23 protein-coding genes are annotated in these 23,263 nt (G+C 44.2%); 22 read left to right on the top strand and 1 reads right to left on the bottom strand.

Annotated elements, in window-relative coordinates:
- Window positions 1-4: 4 nt before the first annotated feature.
- From FFR00_RS01690 to FFR00_RS01645, 10 genes are all read left to right on the top strand, one after another.
- Entirely contained in the window at window positions 5-1,024 is a 1,020-nt protein-coding gene (locus tag FFR00_RS01690) for a MucB/RseB C-terminal domain-containing protein (protein WP_161985066.1), read from the top strand.
- On the top strand, window positions 1,008-1,475 hold the full coding sequence (locus tag FFR00_RS01685) for a SoxR reducing system RseC family protein (RefSeq protein ID WP_137671623.1): 468 nt from the start codon (window positions 1,008-1,010) through the stop codon (window positions 1,473-1,475). The genes FFR00_RS01690 and FFR00_RS01685 overlap by 17 nt, the downstream gene beginning before the upstream one ends.
- 196 nt (window positions 1,476-1,671) lie before the next feature.
- The gene (lepA, locus tag FFR00_RS01680) at window positions 1,672-3,471 is read left to right on the top strand and encodes a translation elongation factor 4 (RefSeq protein ID WP_201798667.1); all 1,800 of its coding nucleotides are present in this window, start codon (window positions 1,672-1,674) and stop codon (window positions 3,469-3,471) included.
- Window position 3,472: 1 nt separating this feature from the next.
- Window positions 3,473-4,387, top strand: coding sequence for a signal peptidase I (gene lepB / locus FFR00_RS01675; protein ID WP_137671622.1), 915 nt, complete (start codon window positions 3,473-3,475; stop codon window positions 4,385-4,387).
- Window positions 4,388-4,397: 10 nt separating this feature from the next.
- Complete coding sequence (rnc, locus tag FFR00_RS01670; protein ID WP_201798681.1) at window positions 4,398-5,072, top strand: ribonuclease III; 675 nt, start codon at window positions 4,398-4,400, stop codon at window positions 5,070-5,072.
- Window positions 5,069-5,968 carry a GTPase Era gene (gene era, locus FFR00_RS01665; protein WP_137671621.1) on the top strand — a complete coding sequence of 300 codons (900 nt, stop codon included), beginning with the start codon at window positions 5,069-5,071 and terminating at the stop codon, window positions 5,966-5,968. The genes rnc and era overlap by 4 nt, the downstream gene beginning before the upstream one ends.
- A 2-nt stretch (window positions 5,969-5,970) precedes the next feature.
- Window positions 5,971-6,678, top strand: a complete 708-nt coding sequence (gene recO, locus FFR00_RS01660) for a DNA repair protein RecO (RefSeq protein ID WP_161985065.1) — start codon at window positions 5,971-5,973, stop codon at window positions 6,676-6,678.
- Window positions 6,679-6,703: 25 nt separating this feature from the next.
- Window positions 6,704-7,444 (top strand): pyridoxine 5'-phosphate synthase, encoded by a 741-nt coding sequence (gene pdxJ, locus FFR00_RS01655; protein WP_137671619.1) that lies wholly within the window; start codon window positions 6,704-6,706, stop codon window positions 7,442-7,444.
- Between the two features lie 3 nt (window positions 7,445-7,447).
- Window positions 7,448-7,825 (top strand): holo-ACP synthase, encoded by a 378-nt coding sequence (acpS, locus tag FFR00_RS01650; RefSeq protein WP_137671618.1) that lies wholly within the window; start codon window positions 7,448-7,450, stop codon window positions 7,823-7,825.
- 12 nt (window positions 7,826-7,837) lie between these two features.
- A complete protein-coding gene (locus tag FFR00_RS01645; RefSeq protein ID WP_137671617.1) occupies window positions 7,838-8,149 on the top strand; it encodes a hypothetical protein in 312 nt (103 codons plus the stop codon).
- Window positions 8,150-8,200: 51 nt separating this feature from the next.
- Here the strand turns inward: FFR00_RS01645 and barA are convergent, their stop codons facing one another.
- A complete protein-coding gene (gene barA, locus FFR00_RS01640; protein WP_137671616.1) occupies window positions 8,201-10,978 on the bottom strand; it encodes a two-component sensor histidine kinase BarA in 2,778 nt (925 codons plus the stop codon).
- Between the two features lie 94 nt (window positions 10,979-11,072).
- On the opposite strand from barA, the gene rlmD reads away from it, so the two are divergent.
- The 12 genes from rlmD to FFR00_RS01580 all read left to right on the top strand — a co-directional run bounded on the left by rlmD (window position 11,073) and on the right by FFR00_RS01580 (window position 23,261).
- Window positions 11,073-12,380 carry a 23S rRNA (uracil(1939)-C(5))-methyltransferase RlmD gene (gene rlmD, locus FFR00_RS01635; protein WP_137671615.1) on the top strand — a complete coding sequence of 436 codons (1,308 nt, stop codon included), beginning with the start codon at window positions 11,073-11,075 and terminating at the stop codon, window positions 12,378-12,380.
- A 52-nt stretch (window positions 12,381-12,432) separates the two neighbouring features.
- Window positions 12,433-14,658 carry a GTP diphosphokinase gene (gene relA, locus FFR00_RS01630; RefSeq protein ID WP_137671614.1) on the top strand — a complete coding sequence of 742 codons (2,226 nt, stop codon included), beginning with the start codon at window positions 12,433-12,435 and terminating at the stop codon, window positions 14,656-14,658.
- Window positions 14,659-14,679: 21 nt separating this feature from the next.
- Window positions 14,680-15,492, top strand: a complete 813-nt coding sequence (gene mazG, locus FFR00_RS01625) for a nucleoside triphosphate pyrophosphohydrolase (RefSeq protein WP_137671613.1) — start codon at window positions 14,680-14,682, stop codon at window positions 15,490-15,492.
- A gap of 134 nt (window positions 15,493-15,626) precedes the next feature.
- Window positions 15,627-17,258 (top strand): CTP synthase, encoded by a 1,632-nt coding sequence (locus FFR00_RS01620; protein ID WP_137671612.1) that lies wholly within the window; start codon window positions 15,627-15,629, stop codon window positions 17,256-17,258.
- A gap of 63 nt (window positions 17,259-17,321) precedes the next feature.
- A complete protein-coding gene (gene eno, locus FFR00_RS01615) occupies window positions 17,322-18,620 on the top strand; it encodes a phosphopyruvate hydratase (RefSeq protein ID WP_137671611.1) in 1,299 nt (432 codons plus the stop codon).
- 138 nt (window positions 18,621-18,758) lie between these two features.
- Window positions 18,759-19,043 (top strand): cell division protein FtsB, encoded by a 285-nt coding sequence (ftsB, locus tag FFR00_RS01610; RefSeq protein ID WP_137671610.1) that lies wholly within the window; start codon window positions 18,759-18,761, stop codon window positions 19,041-19,043.
- Between the two features lie 26 nt (window positions 19,044-19,069).
- Entirely contained in the window at window positions 19,070-19,777 is a 708-nt protein-coding gene (gene ispD / locus FFR00_RS01605; protein ID WP_137671609.1) for a 2-C-methyl-D-erythritol 4-phosphate cytidylyltransferase, read from the top strand.
- The gene (gene ispF / locus FFR00_RS01600; protein WP_137671608.1) at window positions 19,735-20,253 is read left to right on the top strand and encodes a 2-C-methyl-D-erythritol 2,4-cyclodiphosphate synthase; all 519 of its coding nucleotides are present in this window, start codon (window positions 19,735-19,737) and stop codon (window positions 20,251-20,253) included. The genes ispD and ispF overlap by 43 nt, the downstream gene beginning before the upstream one ends.
- The gene (gene truD, locus FFR00_RS01595) at window positions 20,254-21,309 is read left to right on the top strand and encodes a tRNA pseudouridine(13) synthase TruD (RefSeq protein ID WP_137671607.1); all 1,056 of its coding nucleotides are present in this window, start codon (window positions 20,254-20,256) and stop codon (window positions 21,307-21,309) included. It begins immediately after the preceding gene.
- On the top strand, window positions 21,290-22,045 hold the full coding sequence (gene surE / locus FFR00_RS01590; protein WP_137671606.1) for a 5'/3'-nucleotidase SurE: 756 nt from the start codon (window positions 21,290-21,292) through the stop codon (window positions 22,043-22,045). The genes truD and surE overlap by 20 nt, the downstream gene beginning before the upstream one ends.
- Window positions 22,045-22,686, top strand: coding sequence for a protein-L-isoaspartate(D-aspartate) O-methyltransferase (locus FFR00_RS01585; protein WP_201798666.1), 642 nt, complete (start codon window positions 22,045-22,047; stop codon window positions 22,684-22,686). The genes surE and FFR00_RS01585 overlap by 1 nt, the downstream gene beginning before the upstream one ends.
- Complete coding sequence (locus FFR00_RS01580; protein WP_137671604.1) at window positions 22,683-23,261, top strand: YqaA family protein; 579 nt, start codon at window positions 22,683-22,685, stop codon at window positions 23,259-23,261. Before FFR00_RS01585 ends, FFR00_RS01580 begins: the two co-directional genes overlap by 4 nt.
- Window positions 23,262-23,263 lie beyond the last annotated feature (2 nt).

Below are 23,263 nucleotides of genomic sequence, written 5' to 3'. Positions count from 1 at the left end.
CGGGATGCCAGTAATGTTGTTGCTGGCATCCTTTTCTGTTTCAGCAGAAACTATCAACACCTCATCCACCGTTGATGCTAGTTCTAGCATTGTTACTCAAACTAGCCCCGCTATTAGCTTGCTTCAAGATTACCAACAAGCTTTTCAGCAGCGACAATATGAAATTTCATACATTATCGTACGCCAAGGCCACATAGAACCAGTGCGGCTAATTCATGGTGTGGTGGATGACGTTGAAGTGGCTCATCGAGTCTACCTCAATGGCCCCGCTAATGAAGCAGTGTATCGAGACGGAACCGTTGCATTCTTTGAACCTGGCCAAACTCCTTATAGCCTTGACACTACTCGCTTGCCGGGTATGTTTGGCAATTTAGCTGCGGTTAATTTAGATAACTTACAAGCAAATTATGATCTAGTGATTGCTGGTAAGAGCCGCGTAGCAGGGCGTCCCGCTCAAGTGATGCGGATTGTGCCTAAATCTTCAGACTTATACGGCTTATATTTTTGGATAGATTATGGATCGCAGCTACCTTTGCGTTTAGACATTGTTGACCAAAATGGTGAGCTAGTAGAGCAGCACATGGCTGTGACTTTATCTGAGTTTGAACAGCCAAGTGAATGGATGATAGAGCTCTCGAGCTTAGATTTACCTAGCACGGTTGTGGGTAAAGAAGCGGTTAACAACGAAGAACATAAAATTAATTGGCGTTTAGGCTGGCAGCCCAAGGGAATGAATATTGCGCAACAAGAGCAGCATTCTTTGGCTGTGCTGTCTGAATCTGTTGACTACATCAAACTCAGCGACGGCTTATTTGATATCTCGGTCTATGCCAACGCAATTGGCCAAACGAATCCTTTACGTGAGCAACTGGTTCGTCAAGGTGCGACAAGTTTGCACACCGTTGTGAGAAAAGGCATTGAAATTACGGTTGTGGGAGAGATTCCTCCAGAAACTGCGTCAAAAATTGCTGACTCCGTAGTTATCGGCCCATACCTAGAGAAAGCTAATGAGCCTGCTCAATAACAGCCCACTGATCATTGAAACCGCCAAAGTGGTGGGAGTTAATGATGGCTATGCAACCGTAGAGTGTGTCAGTAAAAGTGCCTGTGGTAGTTGTGGAAGTGCTGAGCATTGCGGGAATAGCGCTATCGCTAAAGCTTTTCCAACTCGAACTCACCAACTTAAAGTAAAGCTCACTGATTCAGTAGAATTAGGTGACCAGATTGAATTGGGTTTGGTGGCAAAAAATATGCTGCAAAGTGCTTTGCTCGTGTATTTACTGCCCTTGATTATGCTTATCGCTGGTGCCGGTATCGGAAAATGGTTAAGCCAACAGAATATGGCGGGTGATTTGCTTATTGCTTTAAGCGCGTTTAGCGGTTTGTTACTTGGCTTTTTATCGGTACGTTTGATGGCTAGGTATTTTATCCATCATTCGCGTTATCGACCACGAATGCTGAGTCGGCAAAGTTAAGTTTTTTAAAGCGTCCAAAATTGGGCGCTTTTTTAGTTTTATTACTGGTAAAACATTTACTGAAATAAGTACGCATTTTTTTTGGATTTTGATGGATTGTGGTAGTATCCGCGTCAACGATACAATGCGCGATTGCTGCATTTTAAAGAAAGTTGAGCTTTGGTTTGCTCATTGATGATTTTACAAAGGTAATATCTTGATAAATAAGAATATTCGTAACTTTTCGATTATCGCTCATATCGACCATGGTAAATCGACCCTATCCGACCGCTTAATCCAACACTGTGGTGGCTTGAGTAATCGTGAGATGGAAGCGCAAGTTTTAGACTCTATGGATTTAGAGCGTGAACGCGGAATTACCATTAAAGCACAAAGTGTCACCTTGGATTACACGGCCAAAAACGGTGAAACTTACCAACTTAACTTTATTGATACCCCAGGGCATGTTGACTTCACCTATGAAGTATCACGTTCTTTGGCGGCTTGTGAAGGTGCTTTACTGGTAGTTGACGCAGCGCAAGGCGTAGAAGCGCAGACCTTAGCTAACTGTTATACGGCGATGGAAATGGAATTAGAAGTCATTCCTGTGCTTAACAAAATTGACTTGCCACAGGCTGATCCTGATCGCGTAGCTGAAGAAATTGAAGACATTGTGGGGATTGACGCCACCGACGCTACAGTTTGTTCGGCTAAAACGGGTTTAGGTATTGAAGACGTATTAGAAACCATTGTACGTGACGTACCGCCACCAGAAGGTGACGATGAAGCGCCGCTACAAGCACTAATTATTGACTCATGGTTTGATAACTACCAAGGCGTAGTGTCGTTAGTTCGTGTCACTAATGGCGAGCTAAAAGCCGGTGAACGCATGGTCGTGATGTCTACCGGACAAGCTCACGTAGTGAACGAAGTAGGTATTTTTACGCCTAAGCAAACCAATACTGGCGTATTGAAAACGGGTGAAGTGGGCTACATTGTGGCAGGCATTAAAGACATTCTTGGTGCACCAGTGGGCGATACGCTTACCACACTTAAGAATGGTTCTGAGCAAGCTTTACCGGGCTTTAAAAAAGTTAAACCTCAGGTATATGCAGGTTTGTTCCCAACCAGTTCAGATGATTACGAAAACTTTCGTGATGCCTTAGGCAAACTAAGTCTGAATGATGCTTCTTTATTTTATGAGCCAGAAAACTCTACCGCTTTAGGTTTTGGTTTCCGTTGTGGTTTCTTAGGCATGTTGCACATGGAGATTATTCAAGAGCGCTTAGAACGCGAATACGATCTTGATTTAATTACCACTGCACCTACTGTGGTTTACCAGGTTGAAATGAACAGTGGTGAAGAGCTGTTTGTTGATAGCCCAGCTAAATTGCCGCCAACCAATAATATTGCTGAAATTCGTGAACCCATCGCTGAAGTAAACATTTTGGTGCCACAAGAGTACTTGGGTAATGTGATTACCTTATGTGTTGAAAAACGCGGCATGCAAATCAACATGGCTTATCACGGTAAGCAAGTTGCACTAACTTACGAAATTCCAATGGCTGAAGTGGTATTAGACTTTTTCGATAAGCTGAAATCGACTAGCCGTGGTTATGCCTCGTTGGATTACAATTTTAAACATTTCCAAGCGGCGAATATGGTGCGTGTAGACATCATGATCAATGGTGACAGAGTGGATGCCCTAGCATTAATTACTCACAAAGATCACTCTGAGTCTCGTGGTCGCCAGGTCGTAGATAAAATGAAAGAATTGATTCCGCGTCAGATGTTCGATATTGCTATTCAAGCCTCAATTGGCATGCATATTATTGCACGCTCTACTGTTAAGCAGTTGCGTAAGAACGTTATCGCCAAATGTTATGGCGGCGACGTTAGCCGTAAGAAGAAACTATTAGCGAAACAAAAAGCGGGTAAGAAACGAATGAAGCAAGTAGGTAACGTGGAAGTACCTCAAGAAGCATTCTTAGCCGTACTACATATTGGAAAGGACTAACATGGCCACTATATTTCCGCTAATTCTGGTATTGGCTACATTTGTAACCGGAATTATCTGGGCTTTAGATAAGTTTCATTGGGAAAAGCAACGTGCCGCTAAGTTGCTAGATGCTCGAACTGCCGCTGGCGGTGAGTTACCTAGTGACGCCGAAGAGAAGATCACTGCGCCTCCAGGGTGGATCGAAAACGGGCGTTCAGTATTCCCGGTTATTGCCATTGTGATGGTGTTGCGCTCGTTTATTTATGAGCCTTTTCAAATTCCATCTGGCTCGATGATGCCGACTTTATTAGTGGGTGATTTCATTTTGGTTGAGAAGTTTGCTTACGGATTGAAAGATCCGGTAACTCGTTCAACCTTGTTGGAAACCGGTAGCCCAGAGCGTGGTGATGTAGCGGTATTTAAGTATCCTCAAGATACTCGCATTGATTACATCAAGCGCATTGTAGGTTTACCCGGCGATCGAGTGATTTATCGAGGCAAACAGCTATTCATTCAGCCAAAGTGTGAATCCACACCTTGCCCTGAGTTGAAGCCTGTTCCGCTAGACTTTGAAGTGTCAGGTCGCTTTAAACAAGGCCCTATGTCACTAGAAAATTATCATGAGCAACTGGGCGAAGTGAGTCATGAAATATTGATTAATCCAGCAGCTCCAGATCGCGTGCAATACTTTTATCAGCAGCCAGGTACGGCTAAAGATGAGTGGATTGTTCCAGAAGGTCATTACTTGGCCTTTGGCGATAACCGCGATAACAGTACAGACAGCCGTTACTGGGGATTTGTTTCTGATGAGAACCTAGTAGGTAAAGCCGTAGCTATATGGATTAGCTTTGAATTTGAGCGCGCCGAAGATTCAATATTACCAGGATGGATACCCACCGGTGTTCGATTTAATCGCATTGGTGCGATCAAGTAAAAGGTAGATGATGATTAGCTCAAACCCAGAACGCTTGCAGCGTGCGATAGGGTACAAATTTAAAGATGACAGCCTGCTTAACTTAGCATTAACGCATCGCAGTGCCGGAGGTGTACACAATGAACGCCTTGAATTTTTAGGCGATGCGGTACTGAGTTGGGTGATTGCTGACGAGCTTTACCACCGTTTTCCCGATGTATCTGAAGGCGACTTAAGCCCTATGCGCTCTACCTTGGTTAAGGGTAAAACCTTAGCTGAGCTAGCCCGTAATTTTGAGTTGGGTGAATACATTAAATTGGGGCCAGGTGAATTGAAAAGCGGCGGCTTTCGTCGTGAATCTATTTTAGCCGATGCGGTTGAAGCAATTATTGGTGCAGTATACTTAGATAGTGGCACTGATAGCGCCAAAACTATGCTACTGAATTGGTACCAAGATCGCTTAAACACAATTGAACCGGGTTTAAGTCAAAAAGATCCTAAAACTCGTTTACAAGAGATTTTGCAATCACGTAAACAAGCTTTACCTGACTACCAAGTAGTAGACATAAAAGGTGAGGCACATAATCAGCAGTTCACCGTGAGTTGTGCTGTAGAAGGCTTAGATGAACCTGTTGTTGGCACTAGCACTAGTCGCCGTAAAGCTGAACAAGTTGCCGCTGAGTTGGTATTGGAGCGTTTAGTATGAATTATGATACTCGTTGTGGCTTTGTAGCCATTGTTGGTCGCCCAAATGTAGGTAAATCCACTTTACTTAACTCTATTCTTGGCCAAAAGGTAAGCATCACTTCTAAGAAGCCACAAACCACTCGTCACCGTATTCTAGGTATTGATACCGATGATATCTATCAAACTATTTTTGTAGATACTCCCGGTTTACATATTGAAGAACAGCGTGCCATTAACCGCTTAATGAACCGCGCTGCGACCAGCTCTTTGGGCGATGTGTCAATGGTGGTGTTTGTGGTTGAAGGCACCAAGTGGACAGCCGATGATGAATTGGTGCTGGGAAAATTACGCCATTTAAAAGTGCCAGTAGTATTGGCAATTAATAAGGTGGATAACGTACAAGATAAAGAAGAGTTATTCCCGCATATGAAGTTGATGCAGGAAAAATTTGATTTCTCACACATACTACCGATATCAGCCAAGCAGGGGAAAAACATTGAGCAAATTCGAGAATGGGCGCAACAAACCCTGCCTGAGAATGTGCATTTTTTCCCTGAAGACTATATAACCGACCGTTCTTCGCGCTTTATGGCTGCAGAGATTGTACGTGAAAAACTAATGCGTTTTACCGGTCAAGAATTACCGTATTCAACCACCGTAGAAATTGAACAGTTTAAGATGCAAGAGAATGGCGTGTATCAAATCAATGCCCTGATTCTTGTTGAACGCCCTAGCCAAAAACGAATGATTATTGGCAGCAAAGGCGACAAACTGAAAACCATTGGTAAAGAAGCCCGCTTAGATATGGAGCGTTTGTTTGATAACAAAGTGTTCCTAGAAATGTGGGTGAAGGTTAAATCTGGTTGGGCCGACGATGAGCGCGCTTTGCGTAGCTTAGGTTACGGAGACGAATAAGCTTGCCTGAACAGGCACTTACTCCCGCGTTTGTTATTCATACGCGGCCTTATCGTGAAACGAGTTTGTTGGTTCAGCTATTCACGTTAGAATTTGGCAAAGTAAGTGCTGTAGCAAGAGGCGCGCGGGCTAAACGGTCTAAATCGCGCGGCATTTTGCAGCCTGGCGTTCCTTTGCTGGTTGAACTTGCTGGCAAAGGTAGCTTACTCAATTTTAAACAAGTAGAGGCCAGTAATTTAGCTTTGCCTTTGTTTGGCAACTACTTATACAGCGCCCTCTACCTGAATGAACTATTGTACTATTTGCTCGACGAAAACACCGCTTATCCCGGCTTGTATCAGCTGTACCAAGATAGTTTAATGGCACTGGCGAAGCAGCAACCTTTGGAAGCCTGTTTACGTGAATTTGAATTGAACTTGATAGCTGATTTAGGTTTTGCCTTAACTGAGCCAGAACAGCTTGCCGATGGTGTTAACTATCAGTATCGTTTAGACCAAGGATTTGTAGTAACGTCTCTTCGCTTAAGTAATGTTATTTTTAGTTACCAAGAAGTGCTGATGTTGCTAAGTTTTGATCCGCTACAAGCGTCACACCTTGCTTGTGCCAAACGTTTTTGTCGGATCGCGATTGCGCAGTTACTCGGTGGAAGAGAACTAACCAGTCGTAAGCTATTTACCCCAATTAAAACTACCAATAAAGCTGTTCGATAACAGCATTGTTGAAGAAGGAAAGTACGTGAGTGACATTTTATTAGGCGTTAACGTCGACCATATCGCCACTTTACGCCAAGCGCGTGGCACCACTTATCCAGATCCTGTTTTGGCTGCTGGCATTGCTGAAATGGCCGGTGCCGATGGCATTACCATTCACTTGAGAGAAGACCGTCGCCATATAGTGGATCGTGACGTAGCGGTAATGAGCCAAACAGTGCAGACCCGTCTAAACCTTGAGATGGCTGTTACCGATGAAATGATAGAAATTGCTTGTCAGCATAAACCTCATTTTGTATGCCTAGTGCCGGAAAAGCGTGAAGAGCTAACTACAGAAGGCGGCTTGGATGTTGTTGGTAATCTTGAGAAGATTACCGCCGCGGTGAGCAACTTATCTAAAGCGGGTATATTAGTGTCGCTGTTTATCGATGCAGATGATGAGCAAATTGATGCATCGTTAGCCTCAGGCGCACCGTTTATTGAGTTGCATACCGGCCATTATGCCGATGCAAAAGATGAAGCTGCCCAGCAATCAGAATTAAAGAAAATTGCAGCAGCCGCTAGCTATGCCGCTGATAAAGGCCTAAAAGTGAATGCTGGCCACGGTTTGCACTATCACAACGTATTGCCTATTGCGGCATTACCAGAAATTATTGAGTTGAATATTGGCCATGCCATTATTGCTCGCGCGGTAATGGTTGGCATGACTGAGGCCGTAAGCGAAATGAAAGCCTTAATGGTACAAGCGCGCAAGAGCGAGCAATAAGTCGTGGCCGTGGTAGGTTTGGGCACCGATATTGTACAGGTAGCGCGCATTGCTAATAGTAAGCAAATGCAAGCCCTAGCAAAGCGTGTTTTAACCGAAAGCGAACAGCTACGATTTGCTGAACATTCTTCAGCGGCTCGTTTTCTTGCTAAACGCTTTGCTGCTAAAGAGGCTGCTGCCAAAGCTTTGGGAACCGGCATCGCCAAAGGCGTTGGTTTTCAGCAAATTGAAATTAGTAACAACCAATTGGGTAAACCCGAGTTGCATTTTAGCGGAGCCGCTTTAGCGTTAGCAGAGCAGCTAGGGGTAACCAGTCAGTTTATTAGTATTAGTGATGAGCGCGATTACGCGGTGGCTACCGTAGTACTAGAGCGCGAATAAAGGAGAAGTATCTTGGTTGAACGATATCGCGTTCAGTTAGACTTATTTGGTCTAATGAAGCTGTTGGCTTTAGTGGGTTTTGGTGTAGGTGTAATAGCTGGCTTGGCTTTGTTAATCTATACCATTATGAATGGTGGAAACATTATTCAGGCGATATTGCCGATGATTATTTCGCCGTTCAGTAATGCTTTAGTGACGGCTTTATTTGGCCTAGTAAGTTACCCCTTCTACAACTGGTATTGTAATCGCAATAGAGGGCAAGTGCTCACCGGGCGATTCTTAAAAGAACAACAAGACCAAGCTAAAATAGAAGAAGAACAATAACAAAAACCGCTGCAAAGCGGCTTTTTTCTTGGAGTGAATCCCATTGAGCGATTAGTTGAGTTGTTGGTTGATTTGCTTAGCAGCGAGTTTCACTTTTTCAATCTCATCACTTAGCTCAAGCAGTTCAGGCTCAACCCTAGCCACCTCTCCGTGCTGACGTAAGCTATCTTCAATAGTGCCAGCTAAAGACTCTAGACGTTTACAGCCGCTGTAAGCACAACCGCCTCTAAAGCGATGGATCAGCAATACAAATTCATCAGCGTTTAGCTGCTGAGCAAGTACTTGCTCAATGCCGCTTTCTATTTCAGCAAAGCTTTCTTGAAGCATCACAAACATATCTAGCGCAAGAGTTTGATTATTGTTGGCACGTTGCATGGCTAATTGCCAAGACAAGCTGGCGTTTTCAAACTCCAATATCTGCGGTTGCTCTAAGGTAGACACTAAGTTTTCACGACTGAGCAATTTGGCGTTGGGTTGCCAGCGATGAATAAGCTTCTCTAAAGAGGACTCGTCGATAGGTTTGGCAAGGTAGTCGTCTACACCTTGGCCGAGCAGCTGTTCCTTTTCACCGGCTAAGGCATGCGCCGTTACCGCAATAATTGGTGTTTGCTGGTTTTTACTATTTTCACGGATTTTTTGTGTGGCGCTAATACCGTCTAAAATCGGCATTTGAATATCCATCAATATCAGGTTGTAAGAGTTTTCTTCGGCTTTAGTTATTGCCTCTAAGCCATTCGTACAGGTATCTACTTCGGTCACCAACTCTTCCAACATGGCTGAAATTAGCTTGAGGTTGGCGGCGTTGTCATCAACTGCGAGTACTCGCAGGACCAGTTTTGAGCGCGATACTTTGGCGATTGGCGTAACAACAGGAGAGTCGTCGATGCGGTCATCTACCAAGGCGTGTGCGAATTTACGATGATTAATGGGCTTGCTAATGCAGTGTTTCGCACCTGCTTGTAAAATCACTTGGTGAATATCGGGATCGCTTGAGTTAATCAGCGCAATCACTTCGTAAGACACTTTAAGTGCTTGGGTTATTTTTTGTTGAAGAGGCGCTAAATCTTTCCAATCGCTATGGCCGATGACCAAGGTGCCCTGAAAATCGACAAGGGCATTGCGCCACTGTTGCTCAGTGTTAACGGTTTGCAGTGGTAACTGCCACTGCTCTGCTAAGCCAGACACTACCGCTTGGCTAATCTCGTGCGGTTCAAACAATAACACCGAGGTCTTACTTAAGGCGGTAAGTGGAAGCGGTGCACCCAATACCATTTCGGCAAGCTCCATATGGAGCTCAAAACCAAAAATAGCGCCATGTTCAGGCTCAGAGCTTAGTTTAATGTCGCCCCCCATTTGTTGCACTAGCTTCTGGGTAATCACTAACCCTAATCCAGTACCACCATATTCGCGGTTAATGCTGGTGTCTGCTTGTTTAAAGGCTTGGAACAGCTGAGACTGTTGCTCTTTAGAAATACCAATACCAGTATCTTGTACTGAGGCACCAAGTATTACTTTCTGACCTTGTTGTTTAACTAAGCCAACGTTTACAGTTATTTGCCCTTGGTGAGTAAACTTAATGGCATTGCCCAACAGGTTGGTAAAGACTTGTTGCAGCCGCAAAGGATCGCCTCGCAAGCCTTCGGGAACATTAGGTTCAATCAAAAGGTTTAATTCTAGGTTTTTATCTTGAGCGCTAGGAGCGAGTAGGGTGACTACATCGTTTACGGTATCGCGAAAATTAAAGTCGATACGTTCTAGCTTTAGTTTACCGGCTTCTAATTTTGAGAAATCTAGAATGTCGTTAATGATAGCTAATAGGTTGTTAGCCGACTTTTCAATGGTGAGCAGGTAATCTGCTTGGTTATTGCTCAGTTGCGTTTTTAGTAGTTGGCGAGCAAAACCAATGACGCCATTTAATGGCGTTCTAAGCTCATGGCTCATATTGGCCAAGAATTCAGATTTAGCTTTTGCCCCTTGTTGGGCTTCTTTCTTAGCAATATCCAACTCAATGTTTTGAATTTCAATCTGCTCTAAGGTTTCCCTTAGATCACTGGTGGCTTGGTCAATGCTCTGATGCATTTCTTCGTGGTATTCGGCCAAGGATTTCGCCATGGAATTAATACCATGTTTCAGTAAACCCAGCTCACCTGTGTAACTGCCATCTACCCGCGCATCTAAGCGCCCTTGGCGAATTCTATCTACAATACTTACCATGTTGGTGATGGGCTGAGTGACTTGTTTACTTAATTGGAAAGCAAACAACACACTAATCAGTACACCAAATAAAACAATAAATAGGGCAACGGTGGTATCTCTAAACTGCAGTAACAAGGCCCTGTCTTTGTTGTACTGCATTGAGATATAGCCCAATAATTCGGGCTTACCATTGCTAAATGCTGCGAAGCTACCCTCGGCTTCAGCCCAAATGGGGGCGCGTAAAATAATGCGATTGGGGTAAATCTCTACTTGAGTCGATTGCGGGAGCGGTAATTCTGGATCGCTTTGCAACAAACGAATATTGCGGTGGTAGTTACTGGTGACAAATAGCTGATTGTGTTTATCGTAAACCGCAATGCTCTTGATAAGCGGAGACATTTTACGGTGAGTTACACTGATCAGTGATTTAACTTTTTCTCGGTTGTAACGGCTTAAACCTACTTCACTGGCAATAGCCAGCGGTTCAATAACGTTAACCCCTTGTTCAATCACAAAGTTATCGAGTTGCTGATTACGGTTAAAAGTAAAGTAACTCGCTAACAAGATCCCCACGAACAGAGTGGGTATAATGGTGAGAATATATACGCGGGCACGTAAGCCATACTTGGTCATAAACGTTTCTTATGGGAAAATGACATGGTTCCAATCGCTTATGATGACATAAGCCCACCCCTTTTTGTATTCACAGGTTTAATAAGTCTCTTCTATGGCGCAATTTTTTAAAGCTAAACCCAAATCGAACAATGTTAAAGCTCTTAGAGGTGTAGAGGTTTTGCAGCTCGATCACCACTTAAAGGGCGTAGTTAAAGCCAATGGCCAAACATTTTTTGTCGACGATGTGCTGCCAGGAGAGCGCATAGATATTTTGCCGGCGAGTAAGTCTGGCCCTGCTAAGTTGTTAAAACGCTTGAGTTCTTCACCTCAGCGTATAGAACCTGAATGTGAGTTTTATCAACGTTGCGGCGGCTGTAGTGCACAACATTTAGGCGCCGCCGAGCAGCGTGAATACAAACAGCACGCGGTGGCTGCACTGATTTCACGCTTATCCGGTTTTACCGATTTACCGAAGATTGAAACGATTTATGGCAATGAATGGCAATATCGCCGGATTGCTCGATTAAGTTCTTGGTTTGATAAAACCACAGGCTGGCAGTTGGGTTTTAGGCAAAAAGCCAGCAAGCAATTGGTGGCTATTTCAGCATGTAAAGTGCTAATACCCCAACTTTCGGAACTAATTCCTGCTTTACAGCTCTTAGTTAAGGCTTGGCCTAAAACGGTTGGCTTGGGGCATATTGAGTTAATCGATTGCCAACCTCAAACCGTTTGCAAAATTCGCTTAACCAAAGTGCCTAGTGAGAAATTAGAGCTGCAATTAAAGCAGTTTGCCGAACTACATAATATTGGCTTGCAACTGCACACTGAGGAACAGCGATGGCTAGTAGGCTCTGATGCCTATTACACGTTAAACGAGCAACAGCTAAACTTGGCGTTTATGCCCGGTGACTTTATTCAGGTGAATGAAGCAATGAATCAACAGATTGTATCTACTGCTATAGGTTGGTTGCAGCTAAACAAAAGCGATGTGGTATTGGATTTGTATTCTGGTATTGGCAACTTTAGTTTGGCGATTGCCCAGCAAGCTCAGCAAGTGATTGCGGTAGAGGGCGTAGCGGCCATGAGCGAACGTGTGATGTTTAATGCAATACGCAATGATATTAGTAATATTCAAGCCTTTAGTGGTGATTTAGAACAGGCTGAAACCGCAACAGTATGGGAAAATTCAGCAGTCACTAAAGTCTTATTAGATCCTGCTCGTGCAGGAGCAAAACTTGCTATTACTCAGGTTGCCAAGCTTAGCCCAAGCACCGTAGTATATGTGTCCTGTAACCCTGCAACACTAGCTAGAGACGCAGCAGTGCTTAAACAGGCTGGGTATCGGTTAGTTAAATTAGCGCTGGTAGACATGTTCGCCCACACTGAACATGTTGAAACAATGGCCTTGTTCGAACGCTAGGTATTGGCTAGTTTGTTAATAGAGAATAATAAAACAAAGGAAACGTAGCTGTATGGTCTCGGTTCGAGAAACACACCTTAATCAAGAGCTCTTGTTTGATGAAAATCAATGGGTTGAAAGCTTAGATATAGCGGTTGAAGACCAACAGCGCTTATTTGTTGCCTGTAATTATTTTCGTGCCTTAGATGCAGATAAACAGCAAATCCACAGTTGTTTGAGTAAAGGCAAAGAGATGGTGGAGATCCTTGTTACTTTGAACATGGATCTGCCAACCTTAAAAGCGGCGTTGCTGTTTCCTTTTGTGGATGCAGGTCTGCTTTCTAAAGCTAAACTAAGCCCACAGTTTCCCGATGAGGTGATAAAGCTTCAATACGACGCGGCGCAAATGGATGCGATGAAAGTACTGCGCACCGGGCAAAACAAGAGTTTATCTTCAATCCAAATTGATAACGTTCGTCGCATGTTATTGGCGATGGTCGGTGATGTACGTGCCATTGTAATTAAGTTGGCCGAACGTATCTGTTTTTTACGTGAAGTTAAAAACGAAGAAGAAGATGTGCGAGTACTGGCAGCTAAAGAGAGCCAAGACATTTATGCGCCATTGGCTAACCGTTTAGGTATTGGTCAGCTTAAGTGGGAATTGGAAGATTTCACTTTTCGCTATTTGCATCCCATTACCTATAAACAAATTGCCAAGCAGCTCGATGAAAAACGTTTAGACAGAACCCAGTACATCGATGATTTTGTTGCCAAGCTACAACAAGAAATTGAAGGCGCAAAAATTGATGCCCAGGTTTATGGGCGACCAAAACACATTTACAGCATTTGGCGGAAGATGCAGAAGAAGGATCTATCTTTCGATAAGCTGTTTGATGTTCGCGCAATTCGAATCGTCGCTGAAAAGCTGCAAGACTGTTATGCCATTCTAGGTATTGTACATACCTCATGGCACCATATTCCTAGCGAATTTGATGACTATGTTGCTAATCCTAAACCTAACGGTTATCAGTCGATCCATACGGTAGTTATTGGCCCTGAAGGCAAATCTATCGAAGTGCAAATTCGTACTAAACAAATGCACGAGGATTCCGAGCTGGGCGTGGCCGCGCACTGGAAATATAAAGAGGGCGGTGCTGGCTCTGCTGGGCGCAGTGATTTTGAAGATAAAATCGCCTGGCTACGCAAGTTACTGGCTTGGCAAGATGATATTGCTGAAAACGGTTCAATGTTAGAAGAGCTTCGCTCTCAAGTATTCGACGACCGTGTGTATGTATTCACACCTAGTGGCGAGGTGATTGACTTACCATCGGGCTCTACGCCATTAGATTTCGCTTATTACGTGCATAGCCAAGTGGGTCACCGATGTATTGGCGCTAAAATAGGTGGGCGCATTGTGCCGTTTACCTACCAGTTACGCACAGGTGAGCAAGTTGAAATTATTACTCAAAAAGAATCTAGCCCAAGCCGTGATTGGCTAAACCCTAATCTAGGGTATGTGAAGTCGTCGCGGGCTCGAAACAAAATTGCCACTTGGTTTAAGAAACAAGATAAAGATAAAAATCAAGTTGTTGGTAAAGAGTTATTAGAAGCTGAGCTTAACAAGCATGGCTTTAAGATGAGTGACGTAGAAAGCTGTGTAGAGCGCTTTAATGTTAAAACCTTAGATGACCTGCTGGCGGCTATTGGCGCTGGCGACGTGCGTTTAAACCAACTGATTCATCATCTGCAGGCTACTCTTCATAAACCAACAGCTGAAGAACTTGACCGCCAAGCACTTGAGACTATTACCAAGAAAGCCGAACATCACGGACAAAAGAAGAAACGTGCTAAAGATGCCATTGTTATTGACGGTGTCGGTAACCTAATGACCCATATTGCGCGCTGTTGCCAGCCCATCCCAGGCGATCTCATTAAAGGGTTTATCACTCAAGGTCGTGGTATCTCAATTCACGGGGCCGATTGTGAGCAATTAGCTGAGTTGGTTAGTCGCACTCCGGAGCGGGTAATTGACGCGGTATGGGGGGGAAAAGATTCGGGTGGATATAACCTCACCATTCGTATTGTTGCTAATGATAGAGGGGGGTTATTACGAGATATCACCACGGTGTTAGCTAATGACAAGGTGAACGTAATGGGCATGCAAAGTCATTCAGATGTGAAAAGCCAAACTGCCACTATTGATATGGAAGTAGAGATTTATAATCTCGAATCTCTGTCTCGAGTGCTATCTAAGATAAACCAGCTTAACCATATTATTGAAGCTCGTCGTTTACGTTAAGCCTGTTGGAAGCAATAACAAATGAATCAGCGCCCTTACACTATGGATACGCTGCTTGGCATTATGGCTAAGTTGCGAGATCCCGAAGTTGGTTGCCCATGGGACCAACAACAGCACTGGCAAAGCATAGTGCCGTACACAATAGAAGAAACCTATGAGCTGGTTGATGCGATTAATCAGGCGATAGAAAGCAAAGATTTTTCAGACGTAAAACTGGAACTGGGTGATGTGCTTTTTCAAGTGGTTTTTTATGCCCAGTTTGGCCAAGAGCAAGGAGACTTTAACTTTGCTGACGTGGTTGATGGTATATGTGAGAAGCTGATCCGCCGTCACCCCCATGTGTTTACTGAGCAAGACTTTGCCGATGAAGCAGCCATAACAGCCAATTGGGAAGCTGAAAAAGCCAAGGAGCGCGCGGGTAAATCGGCTAGTAAGGCGAGTGTGTTAGACGATGTGCCAATGGCATTACCTGCATTAAGTCGTGCACAAAAGCTACAAAAGCGTTGTGCTAATGTAGGATTTGACTGGCCAAGCGTTGAGCCAGTCATTGATAAAGTGAAAGAGGAACTTGAAGAAGTTCAAGAGGCTATCGCCTCTAAACAACCCCAAGATGTAGCCGAGGAAATCGGTGATTTGTTGTTTTCTTGCGTAAATTTAGCTCGCGCCTGTGATTTTGATGCGGAAGACTTATTGCGCCAAGCCAACCAGAAATTTTCTAATCGATTCAGGGGGGTAGAGGCTCTAGCGGCTGAAAGTGGCAAAGATCTTAAGCAGATGAGCCTTGAAGAGATGGATGCGCTTTGGGATAAAGTGAAAGAAAATTACAAAAATTGATTTACAACAAAACCACTAAATCTTAGTCTTGATACAGTGACATTGATTGTGGTGTTAAAGAGGCTTTGCTATACTATGCCCCCGTCCAAGTATCGCAGATACGCCCTTAACACATCCAACTTCTCAGGTTAGACATGACAACAAAGTACATTTTCGTCACTGGAGGCGTAGTATCCTCCTTGGGTAAAGGTATTGCCGCTGCATCATTGGCTGCTATCCTCGAAGCTCGTGGTCTTAAAGTGACCATTATGAAGCTTGACCCGTACATCAACGTTGACCCCGGCACGATGAGTCCGATCCAACACGGCGAAGTATTTGTGACCGAAGACGGCGCTGAAACTGACCTAGATTTAGGTCACTACGAGCGTTTCATTCGTAACAAAATGACTAAGCGTAACAACTTCACTACGGGTCGGGTTTATGAAGATGTACTACGTAAAGAACGTCGTGGCGATTACTTAGGCGCGACTATTCAGGTTATTCCTCACATCACCAATGCCATTAAAGAGCGCATTGTAGCGGGTGGCGAAGGCGTAGATGTTGCCATTGTAGAAATTGGTGGCACGGTGGGTGACATTGAGTCACAACCTTTCCTAGAGGCAATTCGTCAGTTAGGTACTGAAATTGGCCGCGAGCGCGCCATGTACATGCATTTAACCTTAGTGCCATATCTTGGTGCTGCTGGCGAAGTGAAAACTAAACCGACTCAGCACTCAGTGAAAGAGTTGCGTTCTATTGGTATTCAGCCAGACATTCTTATTTGTCGTAGCGACCGCGCTATTCCGGCTAATGAACGCGCTAAAATTGCGTTATTTACTAATGTGCCAGACCGCGCCGTTATCTCACTGAAAGACGTAGACAGTATTTACAAAATTCCTGCGTTACTTAAATCACAAGGCTTAGACGCGTTGGTGATTGAACGTTTTGGCGTTGAATGCCCAGAAGCTGATCTAAGCGAATGGGAACAAGTGATTTATGAAGAAGCCAACCCAACCAATGAAGTAGTAATTGGTATGGTGGGTAAATATGTTGAGCTTCCTGACGCTTACAAGTCAGTTAATGAAGCACTTAAACATGCCGGCCTTAAAAATCGCTTAAGCATTAAAATTCAATACGTAGACTCTCAAGATCTCGAAGTAAAAGGCACCGATGTTCTGCAACATCTTGATGCTATTTTGGTTCCAGGTGGTTTTGGCGAGCGTGGCGTTGAAGGTAAAATTTTGGCTGCCCAATATGCCCGTGAAAACAAAGTGCCTTATTTAGGTATTTGTTTAGGCATGCAAGTGGCGTTGATTGAATACGCCCGTAACGTAGCTGGCCTGAAAGGCGCACACTCTAGTGAGTTTGACGCTAAGTCTAAATATCCGGTAGTAGGTTTAATCACCGAATGGATTGATGAAGACGGAAAAGTAGAAACACGTGATGTAGATTCAGACTTAGGCGGTACTATGCGTCTTGGTTCACAGCTATGTCACCTAACTAAAGGCTCTAAAGTAGCTGACTTGTACGGTAGTGTAGAGATTTACGAACGCCACCGTCACCGCTACGAAGTGAACAACACGATATTGCCTAAGATTACTGCTAAGGGCTTGCAAGTAACGGGCCTTTCGTCAGATAAAAAGTTGGTAGAAATAATAGAAAACCCAGCTCACCCTTGGTTTGTTGCCGCTCAGTTCCACCCTGAGTTCACCTCAACTCCTCGCGATGGACACCCATTGTTTGAAGGGTTTGTGAAGGCTGCTGGTGAATTTAATAAAGCTCGCTAGAATCAATTAGCGGGTAACGTTTTTTAGAGAGTTAGAAGTTCATTTATATAGAGGAAATTAGTAATGTCTAATATCGTAAAAGTACTTGGTCGCGAAATCATGGATTCACGCGGTAACCCAACTGTAGAAGCTGAAGTTCATCTTGCTGATGGTTCTATCGGTATGGCTGCTGCTCCTTCAGGTGCATCAACGGGTTCTCGTGAAGCCCTAGAATTACGTGACGGCGATAAAGCTCGTTACTTAGGTAAAGGCGTATTAAAAGCAGTTGAAGCTGTAAACGGCCCAATCGCTGAAGCGCTAGCCGGTAAAGATGCATTGGCTCAAGCTGCTCTTGACCAAATCATGATCGACCTAGATGGCACAGATAACAAAGCTAAGTTTGGCGCAAACGCTATCCTAGCTGTATCTCTAGCTGCTGCTAAAGCTGCTGCTATTTCTAAGAAAGTACCACTATACGCTCACATTGCTGACCTAAACGGTACTTCTGGTGTTTACTCAATGCCTCTTCCAATGATGAACATCATCAACGGTGGTGAGCACGCAGATAACTCTGTAGACATCCAAGAATTTATGATTCAACCTGTTGGCGCTGCTAACTTCCGTGAAGGCCTACGTATGGGCGCTGAAGTTTTCCATAGCCTAGCTAAAGTTCTTAAAGCTGGCGGTCACTCAACTGCTGTTGGTGATGAAGGTGGTTTCGCTCCAAACCTAGAGTCTAACGAAGCGGCACTTGCTGCAATTAAAGTTGCTGTTGCAAACGCTGGCTACGAGCTAGGTAAAGACATCACTTTAGCGATGGATTGTGCTGCATCTGAGTTTTACGACAAAGAAGCAAACATCTACGACCTTAAAGGCGAAGGTAAAAAATTCACTTCAGAAGAGTTCAACGTATTCCTACAAGAACTTACTGAACAGTACCCAATCGTTTCTATCGAAGACGGTCTTGATGAGTCTGATTGGGATGGTTTCGCACACCAAACCAAACTAATGGGTGATAAAATCCAATTAGTTGGTGACGATTTGTTCGTAACTAACACTAAGATCCTTAAGCGCGGTATCGACAACGGCATTGCTAACTCTATCCTAATTAAATTCAACCAAATCGGTTCTTTAACTGAAACTTTGGCTGCAATTAAAATGGCGAAAGACGCTGGCTTCACTGTTGTTATCTCTCACCGTTCAGGCGAGACTGAAGACGCAACTATCGCTGACCTAGCTGTTGGTACTGCTGCTGGCCAAATCAAGACAGGTTCATTGAGCCGTTCTGATCGTGTTGCTAAGTACAACCAATTGCTACGTATCGAAGAAGCTTTAGGTTCAAAAGCACCTTACAACGGTCTTAAAGAAGTTAAAGGTCAGTAATTCTTTTTGAATTAAGCCTATAGCTTTATAAAATCCTCGCTTTGGCGGGGATTTTTTTTGCCTTGGATTTAGATAAATCATACAACGCTTATGGAGTAACAATCGGCTTTATGGGATTATCTCTGTCAGGGAGGAACCATGCGTTCGTTTAAAATTTTACTGATACTGATTGTTTTGCTTTTACAGTACCAATTATGGTTTGGCAAAAACTCATTAAATGACTATTTTGCTTTGCGTGATGAAGTGGCAAAACATGCAGTTGCTAACCAAGACCTTGGTCAACGCAATGCAGTGTTGGTTGCAGAAATCGCCGATTTGCGTAGCGGCTTAGATGCCGTGGAAGAGCAGGCGCGCAACGAACTAGGAATGATTAAAGAGGGTGAAACCTTTTACCGAATTATTCCTTCCTCAGAACTTGAATAATGGTTGACTCCGAGTATCACTAATAAATGATTTCTTCTATTAAGCAATATACTGCATTGCTACCAGCGGCAGGTATTGGTAGTCGCATGCAAGCAAGTATCCCAAAACAGTATTTGTCTTTGGGTGAGAAAACAATTCTTGAAACAACCGCTGCTGCTTTTCTCAGTCACCCTGCTATCGCGAAGGTGATTGTAGTTCTCCATCCAAATGATCGTTGGTTTAAAGACTTATCAATTGCTAGTTCTCCACGCATTCAAACAGTTGAAGGTGGTGATGAACGAGCTGATTCTGTACTTGCAGGTCTACAAATCATTAATGATGATGAGTGGGTATTGGTACATGATGCAGCACGGCCTTGTATTACTCATCAAGACATTAGTTTACTTATCGCAAGTTGCGAGCAACATCAGCATGGCGGCATATTAGCCAGCCCGGTGCGCGATACTATGAAGCGAAGCGCTGATGGTAAAGTTGAACACACAGTGTCACGAGAGCGACTTTGGCATGCCTTAACGCCACAAATGTTTTTGGTTCAATCGCTAAAACAAAACATCAGCAATGCTATGGCTGCTGGTGAAAAAATCACTGATGAAGCGTCTGCTATGGAATGGGCGGAACAGCCAGTGAGTATTATTGAAGGTCGCAGTGACAACATTAAAGTGACTTGCCCTGAAGATTTGGCCTTAGCCAAATGGTATTTAAGTCAGCAACAACAAAAAGAGGTAGTAGGGTGAGTATTCGCATTGGGCACGGTTTTGATGTACATAAATTTGGTGGTCAAGGGCCGCTGGTAGTTGCTGGTGTGGCAATTCCTTATGAACAGGGATTTATTGCTCACTCTGATGGCGATGTCGCCTTACATGCTTTGTGTGATGCTTTGTTAGGAGCGCTAGCGTTAGGCGATATAGGGCATCATTTTCCTGATAATGACCAAGCGTATGCGGGGATAGATTCCCGCATTTTGTTACGCCGAGTCGTCGAACAAATTACTCAGCGAGGTTATAAGTTAGCCAACCTCGATTTAACTATTGTTGCTCAAGCCCCAAAAATGGCACCGCACATTGAAGCAATGCGCCTCAATATTGCCGAAGATTTACATGCCAGCATTAGCCAAGTGAACGTGAAAGCCACTACCACTGAAAAACTTGGTTTTGAAGGGCGTAAAGAAGGGATATCGAGTCATGCGGTTGTATTATTGGAGAGTATTTAAATGAGTGATTATTTAACGCTTATTTCGCAGCTTAACTACCTGCACGGTAAACCGAGCTGTAGTGGTTTGCTCAAGCAACACGCCATAGATTTTAAAGTTGATGAAGTGCTGCCGTTCGAGTTCAGTGGTGACGGCGAGCATATGTTGGTGAAGATTGAAAAAACGGGCGAAAACACCTCTTGGGTAGCAAAAATGCTAGCAGAAGCCTGCCAGGTAAACCCCAACGTTATTAGCTATGCAGGCCTAAAAGATCGCCATGCGGTCACCACCCAATGGTTTAGTATTCAAATACCGGGCAAGGACAATGTTGCGTTACCTGAAGAGTTAGGCGAAGGGGTTAGAGTGCTTGCAACCGCAAGGCACAACCGCAAACTCAAGCGTGGTTCTTTGTCGGGAAATAATTTTGTGATTCGCCTACGAGACGTATCGGATATTGAGCAAGCTTTAGAGCGAGCAAGCAAAGTTGCCGAATCTGGTGTACCTAACTACTTTGGCTCTCAACGATTTGGCCGAGGTGCTAGCAATATTGATAATGCTTTAAGCATGTTTGCTGGCAAACGAATTCGTAGCCGAGAAAAACGCAGCATGTATTTATCTGCCGCGCGCAGTTTGGTTTTCAATCATGCTATTAGCCAACGCATTGAGCAGCAGTTGTTCACTCAGGTACTCAACGGTGATGTGATGAAGTTTGCTACGAGCAATGCACACTTTGTAGCCGAACAAGCTGACCAAGATATTCTAGAGCGTTATCAGCAAGGCGAAATTGAGTTGTCTGCCCCCATGGTCGGAAAGGGTGAGCTAGCGAGCCAAGATAAAGCCTTAGAGTTCGAGAGCTCCGTGTTAGCGGCCTATCCAGAAATAGTTTCAGGCCTAGCAGATGCTGGCTTAAAAATGGAGCGTCGCGCATTAGCTCTTCGTTCAAAAGACTTTTCATTTAAAGCCGAGGGTAATGATTTAGTGCTCAGCTTCTTTTTAAGCGCCGGCAATTACGCCACAAGTATTTTGCGTGAAATTGTTAATTGTGAAGGCGAAGGCAATGACCATATTAGTGAGTAACGATGACGGCGTATACGCGCCGGGCATTGTATGTTTGGCTCAAGCGTTAAAGCAGCTTTCACCAGTATTAACCGTTGCACCCGATAGAAACTGCAGCGGCGCGAGTAATTCTTTAACCCTTGAAGACCCGCTGCGGATTGTTTATCTCGATGAAACTACCATCTCAGTAAAAGGCACGCCAACCGATTGTGTTCACTTAGCGATTAATGAGTTAGTCGATGAGTTACCAGAAATAGTTGTTGCTGGAATCAACGCAGGTGCTAATTTAGGTGATGATGTACTCTACTCGGGAACCGTCGCTGCGGCCATGGAGGGGCGTAATTTAGGGCTTCCTGCTATTGCAGTGTCTTTGGTGGGACGCGAGGGCAAACACTATGACAGCGCCGCTAGCGTAACCTTAAAGTTGTTAGCGCAATTGCGCGAGCATGCGCTTCCAAGCAACCAAATTCTTAATGTGAACGTTCCTGATTTACCTTTGACAGAAATCAAAGGCTTTAAGGTAACGCGATTAGGCAGTCGTCATCGCGCAGAGGTCATGGTGAAACAACAAGATCCTAGAGGCCACGATATTTATTGGCTGGGTCCTCCGGGTGAAATGCAAGATGCTGGCGAAGGAACCGACTTTGCGGCAGTCGCAGCAGGCTACGTTTCTATCACACCATTGACGATAGATATGACAGCACACAGCTTTATTGGCAAACTAGATACTTGGATCAAGGATTGGGAGGCAAGGTAATGCAATTTGGCGAAAGCCCGAATAGTTTGAAATTGGTTAATCAACTGCGTCAACACGGAATTCAACATACCGCTGTGTTAAACGCCATCGCTAAATTGCCACGACAGTATTTCATTGATGAAGCCTTAGCTCATCAAGCCTGGGATAACACTGCTCTGCCAATAGGTCAGGGGCAAACGCTATCTCAGCCTTACATTGTGGCAAAAATGACCGAAATACTGTTACAAACTAACCCTAAGAAAGTACTAGAAATTGGTACCGGTTCAGGTTACCAAACAGCGGTATTAGCATCGCTGGTTGACCAAGTCTATTCAGTTGAACGTATTAAAACCCTTCAGTTTCAAGCTAAAAGACGCTTAAAATTGTTGGATTTACATAATGTTGCAACAAAACATGGCGATGGTTGGAAAGGCTGGTCAAGCAAAGGTCCGTTTGATGCGATCATCGTTACTGCTGCAGCTGCTGCTATACCAGAGGCACTTGTTGCGCAGTTAAGTGTTGGCGGCCGAATGATTATTCCAGTGGGTGAGCAACAGCAACAACAAACACTTGTCCAAATCGAAAAACAAGCACAAGGTTTTACTCAACACAATTTAGAGCCTGTGCGTTTTGTTCCTTTAATTAATGGTGAATTAGCGTGAAAATTTTTAGTGCCTTATACGACAAAGTGATGACTTGGTCTGAGCATCGCCATGCCGTTCGATATTTGTCGGGCATGAGTTTTATCGAATCTATTTTTTGGCCGATCCCTGTTGACGTAATGTTAGCGCCCATGGCTTTATCACGTCCAAACAGAGCCTGGCGTTTTGCTATGCTGGCCACTATTTTCTCGGTACTCGGTGCCGCTTTAGGTTATGCACTTGGGCAGTTTTTTTATGAGCCAGTTGTAGAGCCACTGATTCGATCGGTAGGTTATCAACACAAAATGGATGTCGCATTTGAATGGTTTGAACAGTGGGGCGTATTGGTTATTTTTGTCGCCAGCTTTACGCCAGTGCCATATAAAGTGTTTACCTTGACTGCAGGCATTCTAAACATGGCTTTTATTCCTTTCATTCTGATTTCTTTGGTCGGTAGAGGATTACGCTTTTACTTGGTTGCTGGTTTAATGAAGTGGGGCGGCGCCAAAATGGAAGCTCAATTACGTAAGTATGTTGAAATTCTCGGTTGGGCAGTTGTTGTGTTAGCTGTAGTGGCTTATTTGCTACTGCGTTAACT

This window comes from Agarivorans sp. Toyoura001, assembly GCF_005405585.1.
In the GTDB taxonomy this organism is placed as follows: domain Bacteria; phylum Pseudomonadota; class Gammaproteobacteria; order Enterobacterales; family Celerinatantimonadaceae; genus Agarivorans.
This window is presented reverse-complemented; position numbering and strand designations above follow the sequence as displayed.